This window comes from Bifidobacterium sp. LH_230, assembly GCF_056357555.1.
Genome location: NZ_JBKEWJ010000002.1, coordinates 172,783 through 191,672, shown reverse-complemented (window position 1 = coordinate 191,672; position 18,890 = coordinate 172,783). Strand labels below are relative to the sequence as shown.

15 protein-coding genes and 2 pseudogenes are annotated in these 18,890 nt (G+C 58.8%); 1 reads left to right on the top strand and 16 read right to left on the bottom strand.

Annotated elements, in window-relative coordinates; all coding sequences use genetic code 11:
• Positions 1-2: 2 nt before the first annotated feature.
• The 6 genes from AC1A0G_RS01820 to AC1A0G_RS01795 are packed head-to-tail and all read right to left on the bottom strand — an operon-like array spanning position 3 to position 5,637.
• Positions 3-668, bottom strand: a complete 666-nt coding sequence (locus tag AC1A0G_RS01820; RefSeq protein WP_476527042.1) for a Fic/DOC family protein — start codon at positions 666-668, stop codon at positions 3-5.
• A complete protein-coding gene (locus AC1A0G_RS01815) occupies positions 661-852 on the bottom strand; it encodes an antitoxin VbhA family protein (protein WP_476527040.1) in 192 nt (63 codons plus the stop codon). The genes AC1A0G_RS01820 and AC1A0G_RS01815 overlap by 8 nt, the downstream gene beginning before the upstream one ends.
• A 14-nt stretch (positions 853-866) precedes the next feature.
• Entirely contained in the window at positions 867-2,036 is a 1,170-nt protein-coding gene (locus tag AC1A0G_RS01810) for a restriction endonuclease subunit S (protein ID WP_476527038.1), read from the bottom strand.
• A gap of 1 nt (position 2,037) precedes the next feature.
• Positions 2,038-4,599: a type I restriction-modification system subunit M gene (locus AC1A0G_RS01805; protein WP_476527037.1), complete on the bottom strand. Its 2,562-nt coding sequence runs from the start codon at positions 4,597-4,599 to the stop codon at positions 2,038-2,040.
• A complete protein-coding gene (locus tag AC1A0G_RS01800) occupies positions 4,592-5,431 on the bottom strand; it encodes a GIY-YIG nuclease family protein (protein ID WP_476527035.1) in 840 nt (279 codons plus the stop codon). The genes AC1A0G_RS01805 and AC1A0G_RS01800 overlap by 8 nt, the downstream gene beginning before the upstream one ends.
• Positions 5,428-5,637, bottom strand: a complete 210-nt coding sequence (locus AC1A0G_RS01795; RefSeq protein WP_476527034.1) for a YlcI/YnfO family protein — start codon at positions 5,635-5,637, stop codon at positions 5,428-5,430. Before AC1A0G_RS01795 ends, AC1A0G_RS01800 begins: the two co-directional genes overlap by 4 nt.
• A gap of 152 nt (positions 5,638-5,789) precedes the next feature.
• Here AC1A0G_RS01795 and AC1A0G_RS01790 point away from each other — a divergent pair, with 152 nt between their 5' ends.
• On the top strand, positions 5,790-6,194 hold the full coding sequence (locus AC1A0G_RS01790; protein WP_476527032.1) for a restriction endonuclease subunit S: 405 nt from the start codon (positions 5,790-5,792) through the stop codon (positions 6,192-6,194).
• A gap of 135 nt (positions 6,195-6,329) precedes the next feature.
• On the opposite strand, the gene AC1A0G_RS01785 is transcribed toward AC1A0G_RS01790, so the two are convergent.
• From AC1A0G_RS01785 to AC1A0G_RS01740, 10 genes and pseudogenes are all read right to left on the bottom strand, one after another.
• Positions 6,330-7,259 carry a site-specific integrase gene (locus tag AC1A0G_RS01785; protein WP_476527031.1) on the bottom strand — a complete coding sequence of 310 codons (930 nt, stop codon included), beginning with the start codon at positions 7,257-7,259 and terminating at the stop codon, positions 6,330-6,332.
• A 292-nt stretch (positions 7,260-7,551) separates the two neighbouring features.
• Positions 7,552-8,067: pseudogene (locus AC1A0G_RS01780) on the bottom strand (restriction endonuclease subunit S); the annotation flags it as partial.
• Between the two features lie 19 nt (positions 8,068-8,086).
• Positions 8,087-8,317 carry a hypothetical protein gene (locus AC1A0G_RS01775; RefSeq protein WP_476527127.1) on the bottom strand — a complete coding sequence of 77 codons (231 nt, stop codon included), beginning with the start codon at positions 8,315-8,317 and terminating at the stop codon, positions 8,087-8,089.
• Positions 8,318-8,557: 240 nt separating this feature from the next.
• Positions 8,558-10,144: pseudogene (locus AC1A0G_RS01770) on the bottom strand (Y-family DNA polymerase); the annotation flags it as partial.
• A gap of 809 nt (positions 10,145-10,953) precedes the next feature.
• Positions 10,954-11,913 carry a hypothetical protein gene (locus AC1A0G_RS01765; protein WP_476527030.1) on the bottom strand — a complete coding sequence of 320 codons (960 nt, stop codon included), beginning with the start codon at positions 11,911-11,913 and terminating at the stop codon, positions 10,954-10,956.
• Between the two features lie 789 nt (positions 11,914-12,702).
• Positions 12,703-13,737, bottom strand: coding sequence for a hypothetical protein (locus AC1A0G_RS01760; protein WP_476527029.1), 1,035 nt, complete (start codon positions 13,735-13,737; stop codon positions 12,703-12,705).
• A 369-nt stretch (positions 13,738-14,106) separates the two neighbouring features.
• Positions 14,107-15,009, bottom strand: coding sequence for a carbohydrate ABC transporter permease (locus AC1A0G_RS01755; protein WP_214374851.1), 903 nt, complete (start codon positions 15,007-15,009; stop codon positions 14,107-14,109).
• 1 nt (position 15,010) lies between these two features.
• Positions 15,011-15,946 carry a carbohydrate ABC transporter permease gene (locus AC1A0G_RS01750; protein ID WP_219068947.1) on the bottom strand — a complete coding sequence of 312 codons (936 nt, stop codon included), beginning with the start codon at positions 15,944-15,946 and terminating at the stop codon, positions 15,011-15,013.
• Positions 15,947-16,114: 168 nt separating this feature from the next.
• A complete protein-coding gene (locus tag AC1A0G_RS01745; protein WP_476527028.1) occupies positions 16,115-17,464 on the bottom strand; it encodes an ABC transporter substrate-binding protein in 1,350 nt (449 codons plus the stop codon).
• 271 nt (positions 17,465-17,735) lie between these two features.
• Positions 17,736-18,728: a LacI family DNA-binding transcriptional regulator gene (locus tag AC1A0G_RS01740; RefSeq protein ID WP_476527026.1), complete on the bottom strand. Its 993-nt coding sequence runs from the start codon at positions 18,726-18,728 to the stop codon at positions 17,736-17,738.
• Positions 18,729-18,890 lie beyond the last annotated feature (162 nt).

The window sequence follows — 18,890 nt, the reverse complement described above, 5'->3', positions numbered from 1 at the left end:
TTTTATTGCGCATCAGTGCGCAGATGACCTGTGGTCAGCGATTCGCTGCCGATCGGCACGGCGGGATCGCATGGCGACGCGATACGCCGGAATATCGCTTCCAGCATCGCGTAGTTCTGGTCTTCCGCCGCGAGTCTGCTGGCTTCGTCGTTCTCCTCGCCGCTGACGAGACGCCAGTCGAGATCGTATCCGGCATCGTGACAGAGCAGTGTCCAGAACAGGCGTTGCACACGGCCGTTGCCTTCACGGAACGGGTGGACGAAATTATAATTGTCGTAGTGATACGCCAGCCGTTGCGCGAGCCGAGGCAAGTCAAGACCGGCGAGCATATTGTCTTTCCGCAGTTCTCCCTGCGCCCAGCCGACGCCCATGGCGATGTTCGTCGACGGCAGGAAGAACTCGGCGCCCTCGACGTTCTTGCGAATCTCCACAGTACGGATCTCACCCGCCCAGTCGTAGACGTCCTGGAACAGGATACGATGCAGCATGCGGAAATCGTCCAGCGATCCGCTCATGCGCGGAACCGGCTTGGTGAGGAATTCGCTCATGCGCAGCGCGGCGAATTCACCTTCGGCGTTCTGCAGTTCGTCGTAGGTCGTCGCACCGATCAGATTGCGCAGTATGCCGGTTCGCTGATCGATATACGGGTCGATGAACCGTTCAGGCATGAGCGGCGGCTTTCGGCTCGCGCTTGTCGACCTTCCAACGGCGCTTGGTTCTGGTCATGAGTTCTTCGATGGTGAAATCGCCGTCGACGTACTGTTCGGCGTCACGCCGGAACTCGGCGGAAACGTAGGCGCCTTCCATCTCGCCGGAATGGATGGCCTCTTCCATGATGCGTTTGCGATCCATGATTCCTCCGATTCCTAGACGAACATCTGTTCAAGCAAGGATTTCTTGATGTTTTGGAGCAATGTCAACTTACGCTGATGAAGGGTGATGAGCGAATCCAGCCGCGAGAAAAACCGGCCGATGACCTGCTGCTCAGCGAGCGAAGGCATCAAAATTGGACATTCGGCATATTCCTCAGCATTAACCCCAGGCTGCCCAGACCGTTGTGAAGTAATACTCACATAACGCTTATAAGCCTCACCAAGCGTTGACTGGAATACGAAATACGGATCGATATCGGACTTCAATCTCATGCGAATCAGAAAGCCAGCGAAATATGCGATGCCGTCTTTCTCTTGATAAATATAGGTTTTCCCAACACTTGCGCCAGTTCTAGCAAAAACAATATCGCCTTCAGACAGCAGATAATCCTCACACTGGCTGAGGTCAGCATCGGGTGAAGTCAGATCATTCTTAGAGAACTGACGAGTGCTGTCGTCGATATCCGTAATACGGAGATATCCATTCCTGCCATCATAGGCAGTAGCGGACGCGTTCAAACCATAACTGAATGAATCAGCAATCTCCCCCAACTTACGCTGTTCCCAAGGGTCAGTAAAACCGGAGAAACGAATACGCGGTACCGACTCACCCTCCTGAGGGAACATCTGTTCGAGCATCGACTTCTTCAGCACAACCAACTTGTCATACTTACGCTGATGAAGGGTGATGAGCGAATCCAGCCGCGAGAAAAACCGACCAATGACCCGCTGCTCATTATTGGATGTTGGAACATCAACCCATGTGTCATGCACATCATTTCTGTTGAGAGTCGGCACACCACTACCAGCTTGGTAACGAGCCAAGTCCAACTTTTCATACAGATAGTAGACAAATTTTGGATTATTGCCATAGAAGTTTGTAACCCACAGCGCGGTATTATGCGGCCAAAAGTCCGATTCAATAAAGTGAAGATTACCGATGGTTCCAGAACGGCCAGTCACAACGCCGGGGCCTTTAACCTTGTACTCGACGTGATAAGCACCAATGCCATTGGACATCACAACAGGATATGGTCCGGGAATAATTTTCCCAACCGGCAGATCAAAACCTCGCTGCAAAGGAGCCACCCGAGAAACCTTACGCTGTTCCCAAGGGTCAGTAAAACCCTGAAAACGAATCGAAGGTACGTTCGAATCAGTCATCTCACTCATCTCCCAGCAGGGCCTTAAGCTCGGCGATGCCGGCCATGTCGAATTCGTCGCCGGTCAGCTGGTCGAGCATCGAACCAAGTTCACGCTCGGCGTCATGAATCTGACCGCACACGTCGGCGTACGTGGTCGCGTACTTCTCGTCCAAGGCCGCGACCTTCGCCACGAGTTCATCGAGTACGGCGGTCGGCAGCGCTTCGAGTTTGGTCTGCAACGGTTCGATCCACTTGGCGCTCAGCAGTTCGGTCGTCTGTCCGTCGGTCAGATGCTCGATGACCGTCGCGGTCTTGTCGTCCAGCGCGGCATTGAGTTCCTTGACGGCCTTCTTGACCGTCTTCTCCTCGTCGATCAGCCGGTTCGCGGCCACGATCGTACGGTCGAACTCAGTGTCGGGATGCTTGCCGATCGACTTGGCGGCCTTCTTCACTTCGGCCGGCACGAACGCGTCGCCGTCCTCGTTGATCGCATCCGAGCTCTTGTCGTCCTCGTCCACGTTCTCCAGCAGATCGTTCAGTTCCTGCCCGATCTCGCTCAGACGACGCTCCTGAGCAGCGATTTCAGCCAGATCGGCCGTCATCAGACGTTCCTGCACGAGCTTGAACGGCAGAATATGGCCTCGCCAGCCGTCCTGCACTTCGACGTCCTTGCCGCCCTTCTTCTTGACGGTCATGTTCGCGTCGACCTTGCGCACCGCGTCGAATCCTTCGTTATGCAACGTTTCCAAGTCGTCGGCGATCGTCTTCCAGCCGTCCACGAACACCTGGTACGCAGCGTACGCGTCCACTAACGGCACGTCATGCAGACGACGGAACAGGTCATCGGCCAGTTGCTCCGGCTTGCTGGCGATATCCACGTCGGCGTATCCGTCGATCAGCTCGCCGTTCAGGAACGCACGGTAATCGGCGAAACGCTGCCTGTACTGTTCGACGTAGCGTTGCACTTCGGCGTTGCCATACACCGCATCTTTCACCGAGCCGCCGTTCACGTGTGCGATGTGGCCATCCTTCATGGCGAACAGCTGCGACTTGAGGCTTGGGAACACGTCCCAGTAGCGGTGCAGTGCATCGATCTCCTGCGCCGGCACGCCGCCGAACATCGTGGCGTAGATGTCCCACTGCTCGGCGGGTTCGGATGAATCCACGTAACGCGGAATGTTGAGGTTGTAGTCGTTGGCGCGAATCTCGTCGAGACTCACCAGACGGCTGAATTTGTCGACCGTTTTCGAACCGGTCACCGCGTCCACGATGCGCCGGATGTCGCACGCGCGCAGCCGGTTGTTCTTGCCGTCCTTCGCGAATCCTTTGGACGCGTCCACGATAAGCACATGGTCGTCGTCGCGATGCTTGCGCAGCACCATCACGATGGTGGGAATGCCGGTGCCGAAGAAGATGTTCGCCGGCAGACCGATGATGGCCTGGATATGGTGATGTTCCACGAGATTCTTGCGGATCGCGCCTTCCTCTCCCCCGCGGAACAGCACGCCGTGCGGCAGGACGATGCACATCATGCCGTCGTCGCGCAGATGATACAGGTCATGCAGCAGGAACGCGTAGTCGGCCTTGGACTTGGGCGCGATGCCGTATTCGAAGCGGACGTCCTCGCCGGGTGCCGGCGGCTCCCAGTTCTGCGAATACGGAGGGTTCGAGACGACCGCATCCACGAACAGCGGCTTATAGGTTTCGTCGCGAGTCTCATCGGAATCGAACCACGGCCAGTCGGCTTTGAGCGTGTCTCCGTTGCGGGCGAAGATGTTGCTGGGCAGGATGCCGCGCATCACCAGGTTCATACGCGTGAGGTTGTACGTGTTCTCCTTGAGTTCCTGCGCGTAGTATTTGATGCCGTTCGGATTGCCGTTGCGGCGGGCGACGGCCTGACCGATGTGGATGAGCAGCGAGCCTGAACCGGACGTTGGATCGTAGATCTCGATCTCGTCGCGGCCTTGCAGATGCCATGCGATGATCTCGCTCATGAGCTGGGAGACCTCGCTCGGCGTATAGAATTCGCCGGCCTTCTTGCCCGCGTTGGAGGCGAACTTGTCGATCAGGTACTCGTAGATGTAACCGAGGGTGTCGTAACCCTCGCGGCTGTCCATCGGAATGTCCTTGATGAGGTAGATCAGGTCACGGGCGGCCTTGGAACGGCTGCGCTCGTCGGTGCCGAGCTTCGACAAACCGGTCTGGAGCGTCTCGAAAATACCGGCGAACACACGCCGGTGCGCCGGGTTGATGTTGCGCTCGAACGCCGACAGCGCCTCGCGTACATCGGCGATGGTGAAGTCGGAGCCCGAGGCGATCCAAGTGGAGAACAGGTTGTCGTAGGAGATGAAATAGCCGCACAGCTGGCGCACGTCCTCTACGGTTTCGGTATCGTCCTCGACCAGTGCGGGCAGGTCTTCATCGGTCCAATCGTCCTCATGCAACCGCGCCACCAGCGTTTCCGAGAGGAACTTGTAGAAGATGAAGCCGAGAATGTAGTCCTTGTATTCGTTCGCCTCGATCTTCGAACGCATCCGATTGGCCGATTCCCAAATCCTCGCGGCGAGCTGCTGCTTATTCATTCATATGCTCCTTGTTCCTGTACACTTCATCGAGCGTTTTGCCTTGATCATTCACCCATTCGGTCCAGCCATTTTGGCTACCACCAAGAACGAACACGGCGGCCGTGGACGGGCTGGCGAAGGTCACGTCATGGTCAAGCTTCGCCTTGCCTTTTTGACTGCCGAAGAGCTGCTCGCGGGCGGCGATGGCTCCTCGGTTCTTGATAATGCCGCGTCCCAGTTCAACCTCGGAACCGGCAAGGACGGTAAACCGCCCGGTTGCCTTATCGTATTTCCCGGTTGCCGAGATTCCGTTCTTCTTGGTGTGAAATCCTTCGCTCACATGCGCCGCGGTTTCCGAACGATTGAGGTCATAACCGAGGACTTTCATGCGAAACAGCATGCTCTCATGCAGCTTCTCGACCCGTTGCTCTTTATACGGGTTCACATGCGGACTGGGAAGATACGTATTATCCGTCTCGTATGAGCCGTTTCGCTGGACAAAGTCAATCGCTTTCGCCTCCAGGGCGTCCAACACATCCCTGTCGATGTTGATGTCGCCGTCAAGGAACATGACGGCCTTGTTCCAGAACTCCTTCTTGGCCTTATGGTCTTCAAGACGGGCAAGCCCCTGCGTGGTCTGCCCGGCATACACGCGGCCAAGCACACCATGGTCCTCATCCAGCAGGTAATACACGCCCCGTTCCGGCACATTCGGCAGTCTCTTTGCCTCGGCCAACTTATCTCTTGGAACCACAATGGTGACCAACGACTCGCCTTCCACACGGCAAATGCGAATGCCATCCGGATCATTGTCGATAAGCTGCATGGTCATGGTGGTGAGATGAATCATCGCTCACCGTCCTTGACCAGCTCATTGATGATGCAGGTCCTCACGAACGCCGAGAAACTCATGCCATGAAGCGCCGCGGCCTCTTTGGCGGAATCCCGAAGATTCGCGGGGATACGCATGGTGACGGGCACTACGTCGCCATCGACAAGGTACGAGCGTATTTCGGTTTCACCAGCGCCCTTCTCTATGAGGTTGGAGTAAGCCATCGCCTCACCGCACTTTCAAACTGCAATACAAATGCATTCATTATACGCCCGCTTGGGAACAGCGTAAGTTGGGGGAGATTACCAGAGAATTGGCAGAGTACGCCACATCGGAATCGCATTATCCACTGCTTACATCGTCGAGAAGTGGACTTATGTTCCAAACCGAATATCAGGACAATGCTTCTACCGATAATGAGGAAACGTTATTTAGCGTTGTACCTTTTGGCAAATGCACGTATCGGCATATGAGCGACGACGATATTTTTCACTTCAACATCAACAAAATCGCAGAAAAGGGGCTTGTTAGTAAGGAATATCCCGTATTTGAAGCCACAGAAGGTAATGACCTGGCTTTCCTGGTTGAGTTCCTCAACTCAAACGCAAGTTTCAGGTCATTTTGTCGACAGCAAAAAATTGGCGGAACCCGCACAAGGTTGTATTACAAAAACTTGTGTGAATTCAGCCTATACGTTCCTTGCGAAGAAGAACAAAAATGCGTATCCGATTTTTTGAGCGCTCTCGATTCCCTCATCACCCTTCATCAGCGTAAGCGCTGAAAACCGTTCAACGGCATTGATGCTGGCGGAGCCTCGGCCCCCTCGGCTGAGGGGGCTGTCAGCGAAGCTGACTGGGGGAGCGTCACGGCGCGAAACGCGCCAACAACAGCACCGCATCGCGCGCAGCGCGATACCTTACATCAACGTCGATAACGCCCTCATCACAATATCCACATCCTTGTTCTCCAATTCGCGGATGACATGCAAATACGTATCCTGCGTTGTGTTCATGCTCGCATGCCCGAGCCGCTTGGAAACACTGGCAATGGAGACTCCGGCGAACAGCAGCAGCGACGCATGCGTGTGCCGAAGCCCGTGTATCGAGATCACCGGCACGCCGACCCGTTCGCAATGCTTGGCGAGAATGCCATTCGCCGTTGAGTTGTACACCTTGCCGCCATCCTTTACAAAAATGGGCTTGCTTTCCGGCAATGCTTTCAGCAACGCCGACAATTGCATGATGAGCTGCCAGTCAAGCTGCACCTTGCGAACGGATGAAGCGTTCTTCGTCGGCACGAATCCTCCGCCGTTTTTGTAGTCCCACGTCTTGTTCACGGAAAGCGTCTGGTGTACGAAATCGAAATCGTTCGGGGTCAGTCCCAATGCTTCCGAAAAGCGCAGCCCGGTCTTTGCGATGAGCAGTATCAGCCAATCCCAACTTGGCTCCGCGCCGAGCGAAAGATCAGCAAGAATTGCATGCAACTCAAACTGATTGAGATACTTCTGTTTCTTCTGCCTGGGCTGCTTGCCTTTGATGATTACCTTGCGAGTGGGGTCGCGCTGGATGAATCCTTCATCGACGGCGTCGAGAATGGCGCCCTTCAACTGGTGGTGAAAGTCCATTGTCGTTTGTCGTTCGTGATATTCGGCGTAGCCATTGATGAGTTTCTGGTAACTGACGCGGTCAAAATCGGACAGCTTGAGATCGGGAATGAGCTTTGCGAGCCATGCTTGCGTGATCTTGTACTTCTTCATGGTCACGTCGCGGATCGCGCCTTCTTTATAGACGCTGACCCATTGCGCATAGTAGTCGCAGAACAAGACGTTTTGTGTGTTTTCGGTCATGTCAAGTCCTTTGGGTGGTTGCAGGAGGTGTTGACGGGAAACGATGTCAACAGCATCAGCCAAACAACCAATGAAGACGAGATGCAGGTAGAAGACAGAAGGTAATCGAATATAGCCCTATGCAATACGGAGATTCGGAGGGTTTATCGGGTTGTAATCGGGAAACTGGCAAAAGTGTGCGGTGCTGTTGTTGGCGCTGACGCGTCGTGACGCTCCCCCAGTCAGCTCCGCTGACAGCCCCCTCAGCCGAGGGGGCCGAGGCTCCGCCAGCATCAATGCCGTTGAACGGTTTTCAGCGCTTACGCTGATGAAGGGTGATGAGCGAATCGAGCCGCGAGAAAAACCGGCCGATGACCTGCTGCTCAGCGAGCGAAGGCATCAAAATTGGACATTCGGCATATTCCTCAGCATTAACCCCAGGCTGCCCAGACCGTTGTGAAGTAATACTCACATAACGCTTATAAGCCTCACCAAGCGTTGACTGGAATACGAAATACGGATCGATATCGGACTTCAATCTCATGCGAATCAGAAAGCCAGCGAAATATGCGATGCCGTCTTTCTCTTGATAAATATAGGTTTTCCCAACACTTGCGCCAGTTCTAGCAAAAACAATATCGCCTTCAGACAGCAGATAATCCTCACACTGGCTGAGGTCAGCATCGGGTGAAGTCAGATCATTCTTAGAGAACTGACGAGTGCTGTCGTCGATATCCGTAATACGGAGATATCCATTCCTGCCATCATAGGCAGTAGCGGACGCGTTCAAACCATAACTGAATGAATCAGCAATCTCCCCCAACTTACGCTGTTCCCAAGCAGACGCATCAGCAGATGATGTTGAGGTCGTCGTCGGAAGACTGAGACGTAGTAGCGTAGGCTTGCTCGAATTGGACCAACGACTCCTGCAGGACCTCGTCGTAGCCGGTGAGGGCGGCGAAGGGCATGAATTGGGCGGCTCGGTTGAGGCGGAGCATCGGCGGGTGGGTGCGTGAGACGTGGGGCGGCATGCCGATGATGTCATCGTAGCGATGCGTCGGCTGGAACAGCGAGGCCATCTGACGCATGTCGACTTGGACGGCAGCCGTGTCCGGATTTGCGCGTGCAGGACGGACCGCCACCGAAGGAGCCGTTGTCGGCCGTATCCGATCACCGGTTTGCGCCCTGCCGGATGTCCTGTCCTCCGCTCCCCTGCCGCTTTTAGCTTGATCATTGACCGGAACACCGGGCATAACCATTGAACCGGATGACTGGTTCGGTGTATTCCGGTTACTCTTGGCGCGACCTTCCTCGTCGCCCGCGGCATGGCCGCCGATCTGGTTGTTGCGATCCCGCCCGGTGGCATCCGGCTCAAGGTTCATGGCCTTGATGACGGCATTCTTGCCGAAACGGTGCTTGACCGCCAGCATCGCCTGCTGCACGTCGTGTTCGCGCCGGCGCTCGTCCCGAGATTCGCCATCGGCATCACGTTCTTGCTCTGCATCAGCGAATAGGTCCAACTGTTCCTCACGGACCGGCCGTCGCACCGTCATCGACACGCCATCCGCACCAACATCGGCTCCCCTGTCGGCAGTCGTTTCCGTCATCCCATACGGTCGCAACCGACCGACCACCACATTGAGTCGTCGCACCATCAGCGAACGGTCCACGATGCGGTCGTACAGTCTCATCATCGCAGCCGTGATCACTTCCGTCGACGACGTATGTTCCCCCAGATCAACCGACCCGTTGGCCGGACGCGGCACCTTCTTGCCGTATCGGTTCGTGGACACCGGCGCGGACCCTTCGAATCCCTCCTTGCCTTCGTAGCCGATGTACAGCCCGACCAGATCGGTGGTCATTCCCTTGTCCACGAGTTCCAGCGAGATCGCATCCGCCATCTCACGTACGACAAGACGTGCGGAATCGCACGAATACGGCCGGTGCAGCACCTGACCGGAGCTGAGCGAGTTCTCGGCCGGACGGTACTTCTTGACATCAGAGATCAGACACGGCTCGCGTCCCCACGCATGGTCGATGAGCAGCTCGGCGTTCACACCGAACATGCGGTAGAGCAGGTCCTCGTTGTAGTAATCATGCGCTTTGCCGAGCGAGCATCGCGCGATGTCGCCCATCGTGAGCAATCCGACCGATTCGAGACGCCGAGCATAACCTCGCCCGACCCGCCAGAAATCGGTGATCGGACGATGTGCCCACAGCAGTCGCCGATAGCTGGATTCGTCCAGCTCGGCCACGCGCACGCCGTCGCGGTCGGCGGGCATGTGCTTGGCGACGATGTCCATCGCCACTTTCGCGAGATACATGTTCGAGCCGATGCCGGCCGTGGCGGTGATGCCGGTCTCGTCCACGATGTCCTGCACGATGCGGCGGGCCAGTTCGTGCGGCGTCATGCGGTACATGGCGAGGTAATGCGTCACGTCGATGAACACCTCGTCGATCGAGTACACATGGATGTCGGCAGCCGAGGCATAACGCAGGTAGATCTCGTAGATGCGGCCGCTGACCTTGAGATAGTACGACATGCGCGGTTTGGCGGCGTAGTACCCGGCCTTGAGGCTTGGATCGGCGGCCAGACTTACCGAATCGAACGCCTCGCCGCTCAGCTGATGTCCGGGCGCGCGCAGACGACGTTCCTCGTTGACGCGTTTCATGCGTTCCACGACTTCAAACAGGCGAGCGCGGCCGCCGATGCCGTATGCCTTGAGTGCCGGGGAGACGGCAAGGCAGATCGTCTTCTCGGTGCGCGCCACGTCGGCCACGACCAGATTCGTCGTCAGCGGGTCGAGCCCGCGCGACGCGCATTCGGCCGAAGCGTAGAACGACTTCAGGTCGATGGCAAGGTACGTGCGTCTCGTTCGATCACTCATACCACCATTATCGAACATATGTTCGACATCTTGCATCGGGGCATCACCTCGGCGGTTTCCGCGCTTCGCCCCACAAACAGCGCCGCCAGCGGAGCCGCCTTCGGAACTCTTCCGCGCTTCGCCCCACAAACAGCGTCATTTGCAGAGCTGGCCCGAGAACTCTTCCGCGCTTCGCCCCGCTAAAGCACATCATTGCAAGGCGCATCACCGAGGCTTTGAGCGGATCGCCCCACAAGTGAGACTTCCGGGGCACATCGCCATACTCTTCCGTGATTCGCCTCGCTAGGGCGGGTCCCTGCGGGGCAGTCCACCAAGAGTTTCCGGCACCTGCCCCGCGAAGACATACCTCAGCGGGGCAGATGCCGGAAAACACTCATACGTTGCCTCGCAAAAGTGGTTTTCCGCAGCAATACCCAGCACCGGCCAGCAAACCGCTCCGCAACGACACGCGGTTGCAAGGCGGATGCCCCAAAGCACCCGCATTGCACCCCACGAACGCGGTTTCCAGGGCACATCGTCACCCCCTTCTGCGTTTTGCCCCGCTCAGGCACGTCATTCCGAGGCCATAACACCAGCACTTCCGCGCTTCGCCCCGCTAAAACGGGTTATTGCGAGGCAAATTGCTGAAATCCCTAGGAGATCACCTCATCGAGGGGTGTTTTGCGGGGCGAAACGCTGAGGACTTCCGGGAATCACCCCACAAAGAGGAGGTATGCGAGAAAAGAGGAACCGCGGGAAGGAGCAGACGTCCATGCGGAAGGCAATCAAACGGCAACGAAATGACGGAGCGGTACAGCATCGCACGACGGCCGCCATCATGGTCTTCCTCATCTACCTCCCCGACGCATCGGCACGCCGGCCGCACGCAGCTTATGCACCATCGGCTCCACGACAATCACTTCGTCGAACGTGCATCGCACGATTCGAGTCGCACCGGCCCGCAGTATCGCAGCTTCGCGCTCCCGCTCCTCCAACACCACATTTTGGATGCTTTTGCGATCGGTCATCGTCGGGTCCACGTACTTGCGCGTGCCATCAAACTCGGCCACGATCACCTCGCCGCTATCCAACCTCCATACGAAATCGGCGCGATACGACTTCCCTGTCAGCGGGTCCGCGAACACGACTTGGGTCTGTGGAGCCATCAGGCCGGAATCGACGATGGTGCCACGCATCAGCGACTCGCCGCCGTTTTCGCTGTTCTCATCGGCGTAATGCACCGCACGCAGCACCGCCGTGCAATCCGTTCGCAATCCGCCGCATATGCCGAGTACATCGCTTCTCATCATCCCTTTGCCGAGCGCCGAATCCATTACCGGCAACGCGAAACGGAAATCGAACAGCAGGCAACAGTCCACCACCGTACGGGCCTTACTGGTAACCGGCAATCCGCCAACGGTCTCGACCGGGCATCCGGGGGCATACAGGCGCCGAACTCGCGCCGGAGTATATACGGTGTTCTCAGTGGAGGAGATGATGAGTATGCTGTCGTCGTGCAGCGACCACTGATGTTCGAAGCCGTGCGCCGCGGCCGCAGTGGCTCCGGCGAACACCCATTGCGGGTGCCGTTCATGCAGCGTTCTTGCAATGTGGAGCGCTCTGTCAGGCGGTTCGAGCGCGGACCAGTACTGCGGGTCGACATACATGTTGGGAAACACACGGGTCAGCTCGTTGGCCGCGGCCCTGCGCTCAAAGGCGGATCTGACGGATTTTTCCCGTCCGAAGGCGCAACGGCGTTCCCGCTCGGCATTGGCGAGTGCTTCCTTGACTCTGGCATGGCATCTCATATGGCGACCCTATGCGAGCCGACGATGTGAAGTAAAGCCCGACAGGGGTATGTGGACGCAAACGAAGGTTTCGGGCGTGTTGTGGATAACTCGCCGAGCGCGGCGTCATTCATTGGGCGGGGCGAAACCGGGAACATCCCTGCTGAACGCCTCACAGAGACGACCTATTGCGGGACGAAGTCGGGAAGCATCTGCGGATCGCCTCGCACAGATGGTCCGTTGCGGGGCTGATCACCGAAGGCTTCAGAGAATGGCCCGCTCAAGGTGCCGCCGCGGGGCAAATCCCGGGAATATCAGGGAACCGCCCCGCGTAAGGCCCTCTCTGCAGGGCACGCCTCGGAGCTTTCAGGGAATCGCCCCGCCAAGGCCGGCAATTACGAGGCCAAACACGGGGATCTTCCGGAATCCGCCCCGCGGAGAATCATCTTGGCAGGGCAGAACACCGAATCCTTCGGGGAACTGCCTCGCCAAGGCCAGCGGTTATGGGGCAAATACGGAAATCCTCCACGATTCGCCCCGCCAGGGATGCTTGTTGCGGGACACATTCGAGAAGAACCCGGGGAGTTACCGCACTACGGGCCATCTGCAAACCCCGGCTTCCTCAGCAACAGGCGTGCGATGTGGTCGATTCCCGTGCGAGGTGCGCCCCCAATTCCCCGGCAACAGGAAGCCTCGAGGGCTGAGGGATACCCCGCATGACCCACACCACCCGCGTCACCGACCATACCGCCGGCGGCCCGATATGGGCAGCCGGCGTCTACCGTATGGCGCACAGGCGGCAAACAGGAATCACTGCCGCCAGTCGGTGGTGCCGGAGAAGAAGCCGGAGATGCCGGAACCAGCAGAACCGGACCCACCGGAAGCGGGCGCGACCTCGTACATCTCGACGATGCGCGGGTCGCCGGATTCGGCGGCCATCTGCGCGAACAGGCGCTGCGCCTGCCAGCGTGACGCGCCCCAGATCAGATACCACAGCACGCCAGTGCCGAACACCATCATGAGCAGCGTCCAATGGAACAGCCCGTACCCATAGGCCACGAGCGCCACGGCGGTGATGAGCAGGATGTACGCGCGGCGGATGCACAGCGTCACCGCATTGCGAATCACCGACAGATACCGCGCCTTCGGGTATTCCACGATCAGCACCATCGCGATCGAGAACGCGGCGAACAGGAACACGAGGCACACGGCCAGCGCGGGCGTGACGTACACGCCCCACGGGAACTGCGCGAACAGCGCGATGTTGTAGACGAGCGCGAACCCTACGAGCGCGCAACTCACCCCGACCGCGAGCGCGCGCGGGAACAGCCGCGCGTAGGCGCGGAAATACGGGCGGAACATGGCGACGGCGACGTCCTGACGCACGTACAGCCCGGCGATCCAGTCGGGCGGGAAGCTCGCGGAATCGGAGGACGCGGATCGCGCGGCGCGTCCGGCGGCACGGCGATCGGCATGGTCACCTGCCGCAGCCACATCATCGTCCGCGACCGTAGACGACGCGACTTCGACCTCGGCCTCCAGCATGCGCTTGACACGCACGCGAGAACCGCGCGCGAGCAGCGCCGGATGGTCGCGGAACATCGCGTACAGCGCCGCAACCGCCGGCGAGGAGAGCCCCGCGGCCGCGAAGTACAGCGGCCAGTAGTTGAGGTCGTTGACCACAAGCATGACGATCACGAGCGGCAGCGCGGCGATCAGGCAGCAGATGCCGGCGAGGATCATCACGGTGACCGAGTTGACGATGTGCATGAACGCGTCGGCCTGGAACCACTTGTTGGTCGCGTCGGGCGATGCGTTGTTGTTGCTGTGGTCTTCGTTGCTCATGATTGCTACCTTACTGCGTTGCCGTTGGGATTTCCCGTCATTTCGAGCGAAGGCGAAGCCGGAGACGAGGAATCTTGCGGATGGAGCGGGCAGAAAAGATTTCTCCGCTCGCTACGCTCGGTCGAAATGACAACATAGAAGCCTGTGCTCGATCGAAACGACAATATAAAGAGATCCGTATTCGGTCGAAACGGCAAAAACAGAGATCCCCGTTCGTCCGAAATGACATATGAATACAGAAAAACGGTCTGCATGGTTACAGGCACACCATGCAGACCGTGTGTGGATTGCGGCCGGCTCGGCGGCGCAAGGAGGATAACGCCGCCGAGCCGGCCGGCCGAGGGCCGAAGAGCCGATCGGAAGGAGGGATCAGCCCTTCATGCCGGAGGTGGCGATGCCCTCGATGAACTGCTTCTGGCCGATGAGGAACACGACCAGGATCGGCAGGATGGAGAGCACGGAGCCGGTCATGATCATCGCGTAGTCGGCGTTGAACTGGCTGATGAACGTCTTGAGACCAAGCTGGATGGTCTGCAGGTTCTGGGCGCGCAAGTAGATGAGCGGGCCCATGTAGTCGTTCCACGTGTTGGTGAACGTGATGATGCCGAGGGCGGCGATGGACGGTCCGGACAGCGGCAGCACGATGCGCGAGTAGATGCCGAATTCGCTCAGGCCGTCGAGTCGGGCGGCTTCGGAAAGCTCTTCGGGGATCGTGTCGTAGAACTGCTTCATCATGAACACGCCGAACGCGCCGAACGCCTGCAGCAGAATGATCGACCAGCGGGTGTCGACCAGACCCCACGAGGAGAGCATCTTGAACTGCGGGATCATGTAGGACTGCCACGGCACGGCCATGGTGGCGATGTAGATGAGGAACAGCGTGTTGCGGCCGGCGAACTTGATGCGCGAGAAGCCGTAGGCGGCGAACGAGCCGGTGAACACCTGCAGGAAGGTCACGCAGATCGCGAAGAACACGGTGTTGCCGACCCACAGCAGCATGTCGGACTTGGTCCAAATGTTGATGTAGTTCTCGAAGTGCCACACGCTCGGCAGCCACTTGAACGGCACCATGAACACTTCGTTGTTCGGCTTGACCGAAGCGAGGAGCATCCAGACGAACGGCAGCAGCGTGAACGCGGCGACGGCGATCATGGCCACGTAGCCGATGACGGTGCCGACGACCTTGAGCGGGCTGACGGGCTTCTTGTTGAACGGGATGTCGGCGGAAGGAGACTTGGCTCCCGCGACCGGGGTGATGCTTGCGGCAGTCATCTTACTTCTCCTTCTTGTTGTTGTACCAGAACTGGATGAGGGTCACGACCATGCACAGTGCGAACAGCACGAGCGAGACGGTGCCCGAGTAGCCGAAGTCGGAACGGTCGAAGGCCACGCGGTAGACGTACTGCGCGAGCATGAGGGTCGCGGTGCCCGGGCCGCCGTCGGTCATGACGAGGGTCAGGTCGAGGATCTTGAAGGACTGGATGGTCAGCGTGACCATGACGAAGAACAGGGTCGGTCGCATGCACGGCACGGTGATCTTCCAGAACTGCTGCCAGCCGTTCGCGCCGTCGATGGACGCGGCCTCGTACAGTTCGCCCGGAATGGTCTGCAGGCCCGCAAGGATGAGGATCATGAAGTAGCCGACCTCACGCCAGGTGGCCACGATGATGACCGCGACCATGGCCCACTTGGTATCGCCCATCCAGCCGGGGGCCCAGCCGCCGGTGAAGACCTTGATGACCTGGTTGATCACGCCGGACTTGGCGTCGAACAGCATGTTCCACACCTGGGCGGCGGCGACGATCGAGGTGATGTACGGGAAGAAGGCGACGGTGCGGAAGAACGCGCGGCCCTTCAGGTTGGTGTTGAGCAGCACGGCCAACGCGAAGGCGATGGCGAGGGTGAGCGGGATGTGGACGATCGAATAGACGATGGTGTTGACGAACGCCGCGTGGAAGTTCGAGTCACGCGACAGTCGCGACCAGTTGGTCAGACCGTTGAACACCGGATCGCCGAAGGCGCTCCACTTGGAGAAGCCGATGTAGAACAGCTGGATGACCGGGATGAGAATAAGAACGAGGAAGCCGATGAAGTTCGGCGCGATGAACCCGATGCCGTTGATGAGATTGCGCCGGCCGATGGCCTTGTTGGCCTTGCTGTGGTCGGGCGGTGCGACATGTGACTGTGCAGCCGAGGTAGCCTGTGTCATCGCTGCAACACTCCTTTGTATATAGTGCGGTGAAAATGCGGATGGATTGATGACGGGAATCGATGTGGGCATGATGAACGGGAGCCCGGACTGTTTCCTGATAGGTACAGCCCCGACCCCCGTTCATCGGCATCCGGTCAGTGGCGACCGGTGGAGCCGGATCGTTCCTTACTCGACGACGCCCTGATCCTTGACGTCCTGCGTGGCCTTGGCCAGTGCGTCATCGACGCTGGAGGTCTTGGTCATGATCGAGGAGTTGGCGGTCTTGAGCACGTCCTGGATGACATCGGTGCCCTTGCCGACCGGGTTCTCCGGGTTGGTCTTGTGCTCGGTCCAAGCCTTCTTGGACAGGTCGTCGGTGGCCATGCCTTCGGTGCCGAAGTAGGTGTCGGCGACGGAGTCGGAGAAGTAGGCCGGGGTGGTGGCGATCTTGGCGAGCGCCTCGGAGCCCTTCTCACCGGAGGCCCACTTGACGAATTCCTTGGCGGCGGCCAGCTGCTGGCCGGAGATGTTGGAGGAGACCGCAAGGCCGGTCGGATCGGCGAAGGTCACCGGGGTGTCGGAGGTGGAGGCGTCCGGGTTCTGCGGGATCGGTGCCATGCCCCAGGTGAACTGGTCGGCGTCGCCGGACTTCTGCTGGCTGACGAGCGTGGCGGCGAACCAGGTGCCCATCGGCAGCATGGCGGCCTTCTGGGTGCCAAACTGGGCCTGATATTGAACCTTGGTGGAGTTCGAGGTATTCCAGTCGATGGTCAGGCCTTCCTCCTGCCACTTGAGTGCGCGCTCATAGTAGGGCTTGAGGTAGCTGTAGTCGCCCTTGAAGAAGTCGTCATAGGCACCGTCGGTCTGCGCGACCGCGAAGCCCTGCACGACGGACTGCCAGTTGTGCTGGTACATCGGGTAGACGGAGTTGGCGTCGTATCCGGCGGCGGGCAGCTTCTTCTTGAGCTCCTCGGCGGCCTTGGTGTAGTCATCCCACGTCCAAGTGCCGTCGGGGGTATCCACCCCGGCCTTCTCGAACATGTCCTTGTTGTAGAAGAGCACCCAGGAATCCTGACGGTACGGCATCGCGTAGTACTTGCCGTCCTCGAGCTTGTACTGGGAGACGTCGATGTTCTTGTCGCCGTCGTAGCCGGCCGCGATGTCCGAGAGGTCCGCGAGACCGCCGGATTCTGCGGCGTACGTGTAGTACTTCTGCAGGTTCTTGATCGGGAAGACGTCGGGCTGGCTCTTGCCGGAGATGTCGGAGGTCAGCTGCTTGTCGTAGTCGTCGGCGGAGTACTGCTTGATCTTGACGGTGATGTTCGGGTGATCCTTCATGAAGCCGTCAGCCAGGGTCTGGAACTCCGGGGTGGTGTCGAGCGACCAGCCGGCGAACGTGATCGTGGTCTTGGCGTTCTCGTCCAGCGCCTCGGTCTTGCCGCCGCTGGCGTTGTTGCTCGAGCCGCAGCCGGCGAGCAGCATCACTGCTGCGCCTGCGAAAGCGGCGGCCTTGAAGAGCGGAGAGACTTTCCTCATGGTGTGTTTCCTTTCCTTCCATTCCGACATCGTTGCCGAAACCCGCTCGGTGAGCGTTCGTTGCGATCACTTCGTAGTGATCACTGCTGCACCTTGCGCTTGACTTTGATTATTCACTGATTGATCGTTCCTGATAGTCGTTTGCCAAAATTTTCCATACTTGCGATCAGCAGTGGTTGATACGATCAAATTATCCGTTATCGTTCACAACGTAGCAATCTCCGACTATGTACCGATACAACGGGACGATCGGAAGATATTTGCGAAATGATCATTTCGCATGCGCGCACGTCTCGCGAACCAGCAGCCGGGTCGGCAGGACGACCGGCCGGGAGATGCCGACGCTGCGGTGACGCACCTGGTCGATGAGCAGTTTGGCCGCCTGCTGGCCCATTTCGCGCCACGGCGTCGCCACCGAGGTGAGCGACGGCGAGATCAGCGAGCCGAGTTCGATGCCGTCGAACCCGATCACCGACACCGAGCCCGGCACGTTTACGCCGCGGTCGCGCAATTCGTTGACGAAGCCGATCGCCATGAGATCGTTGTAGGCGAACACGGCCGTGGTCGGATTCGCAAGAAACGCGTCGACCGCGAGCGCACCGCCCTTGCCGGTCGGCGCGTTCCCGTCGATGCGGCGCAGACGTATGCGCGCCGCCGCGCATTTGGCGTACAGCGCCTGCCATCGGGTGCTTTCGCTCCAGGACGCCTCCGGGCCGGCCAGATACGTGATCTCGCGGTGGCCGAGACCGGCCAAGAGATCGACCGCCTCGCCGATGCCCTTGGTGCAGTCCGCGATCACCGATTGCAGGCCCCGCACCGTGCGGTTGACCATCAATACGGGCTTGGTCTGCGCCACCTTGCGGATCGTCGCGTCCGAGACGCGCGAGGAGAGGAACACGAAGCCGTCCGCATGCGGCAGGGTGAGGCTGGCGAGCTTGCGTTCCAATACATTGCCTTCCTCGGTGTCCACGATCATCAGCCCGTAGCCGTTGCGCAGACATTCGTGCTGGATGCTGTGGGCGAGGTCGGAGAACAACGGGTTTCTCAGATCGGCCACGAACGCGGCGATCAGGCCGCTCGGCTGATCGCGCGAGAACGGTTCGACCGTCTCGTTGCGGTATCCGAGCTCGTCGGCGATCAGCCGGATGCGCCTGGCCGTCTCGGCGTTCACCCTGCCGGGCCGAGACAGCGCGCGCGACACCGTGGATACGGACACGCCGGCCGCGAGCGCAACGTCGTTGATCGTCACCCGTCCTTGTGCCATGACGAATCCTCCTTGCTCCATTGCGATCATGCATATGCTCAATGTGCAATCAAGTCTAATGCAAAAAAGTGCAACAACGATCATGATCGAACATGATCGTGATATGGTATGCCGTAATTCATGATCAGGTGCCGACGACGGCACGTGACATGCGCGTCAGAC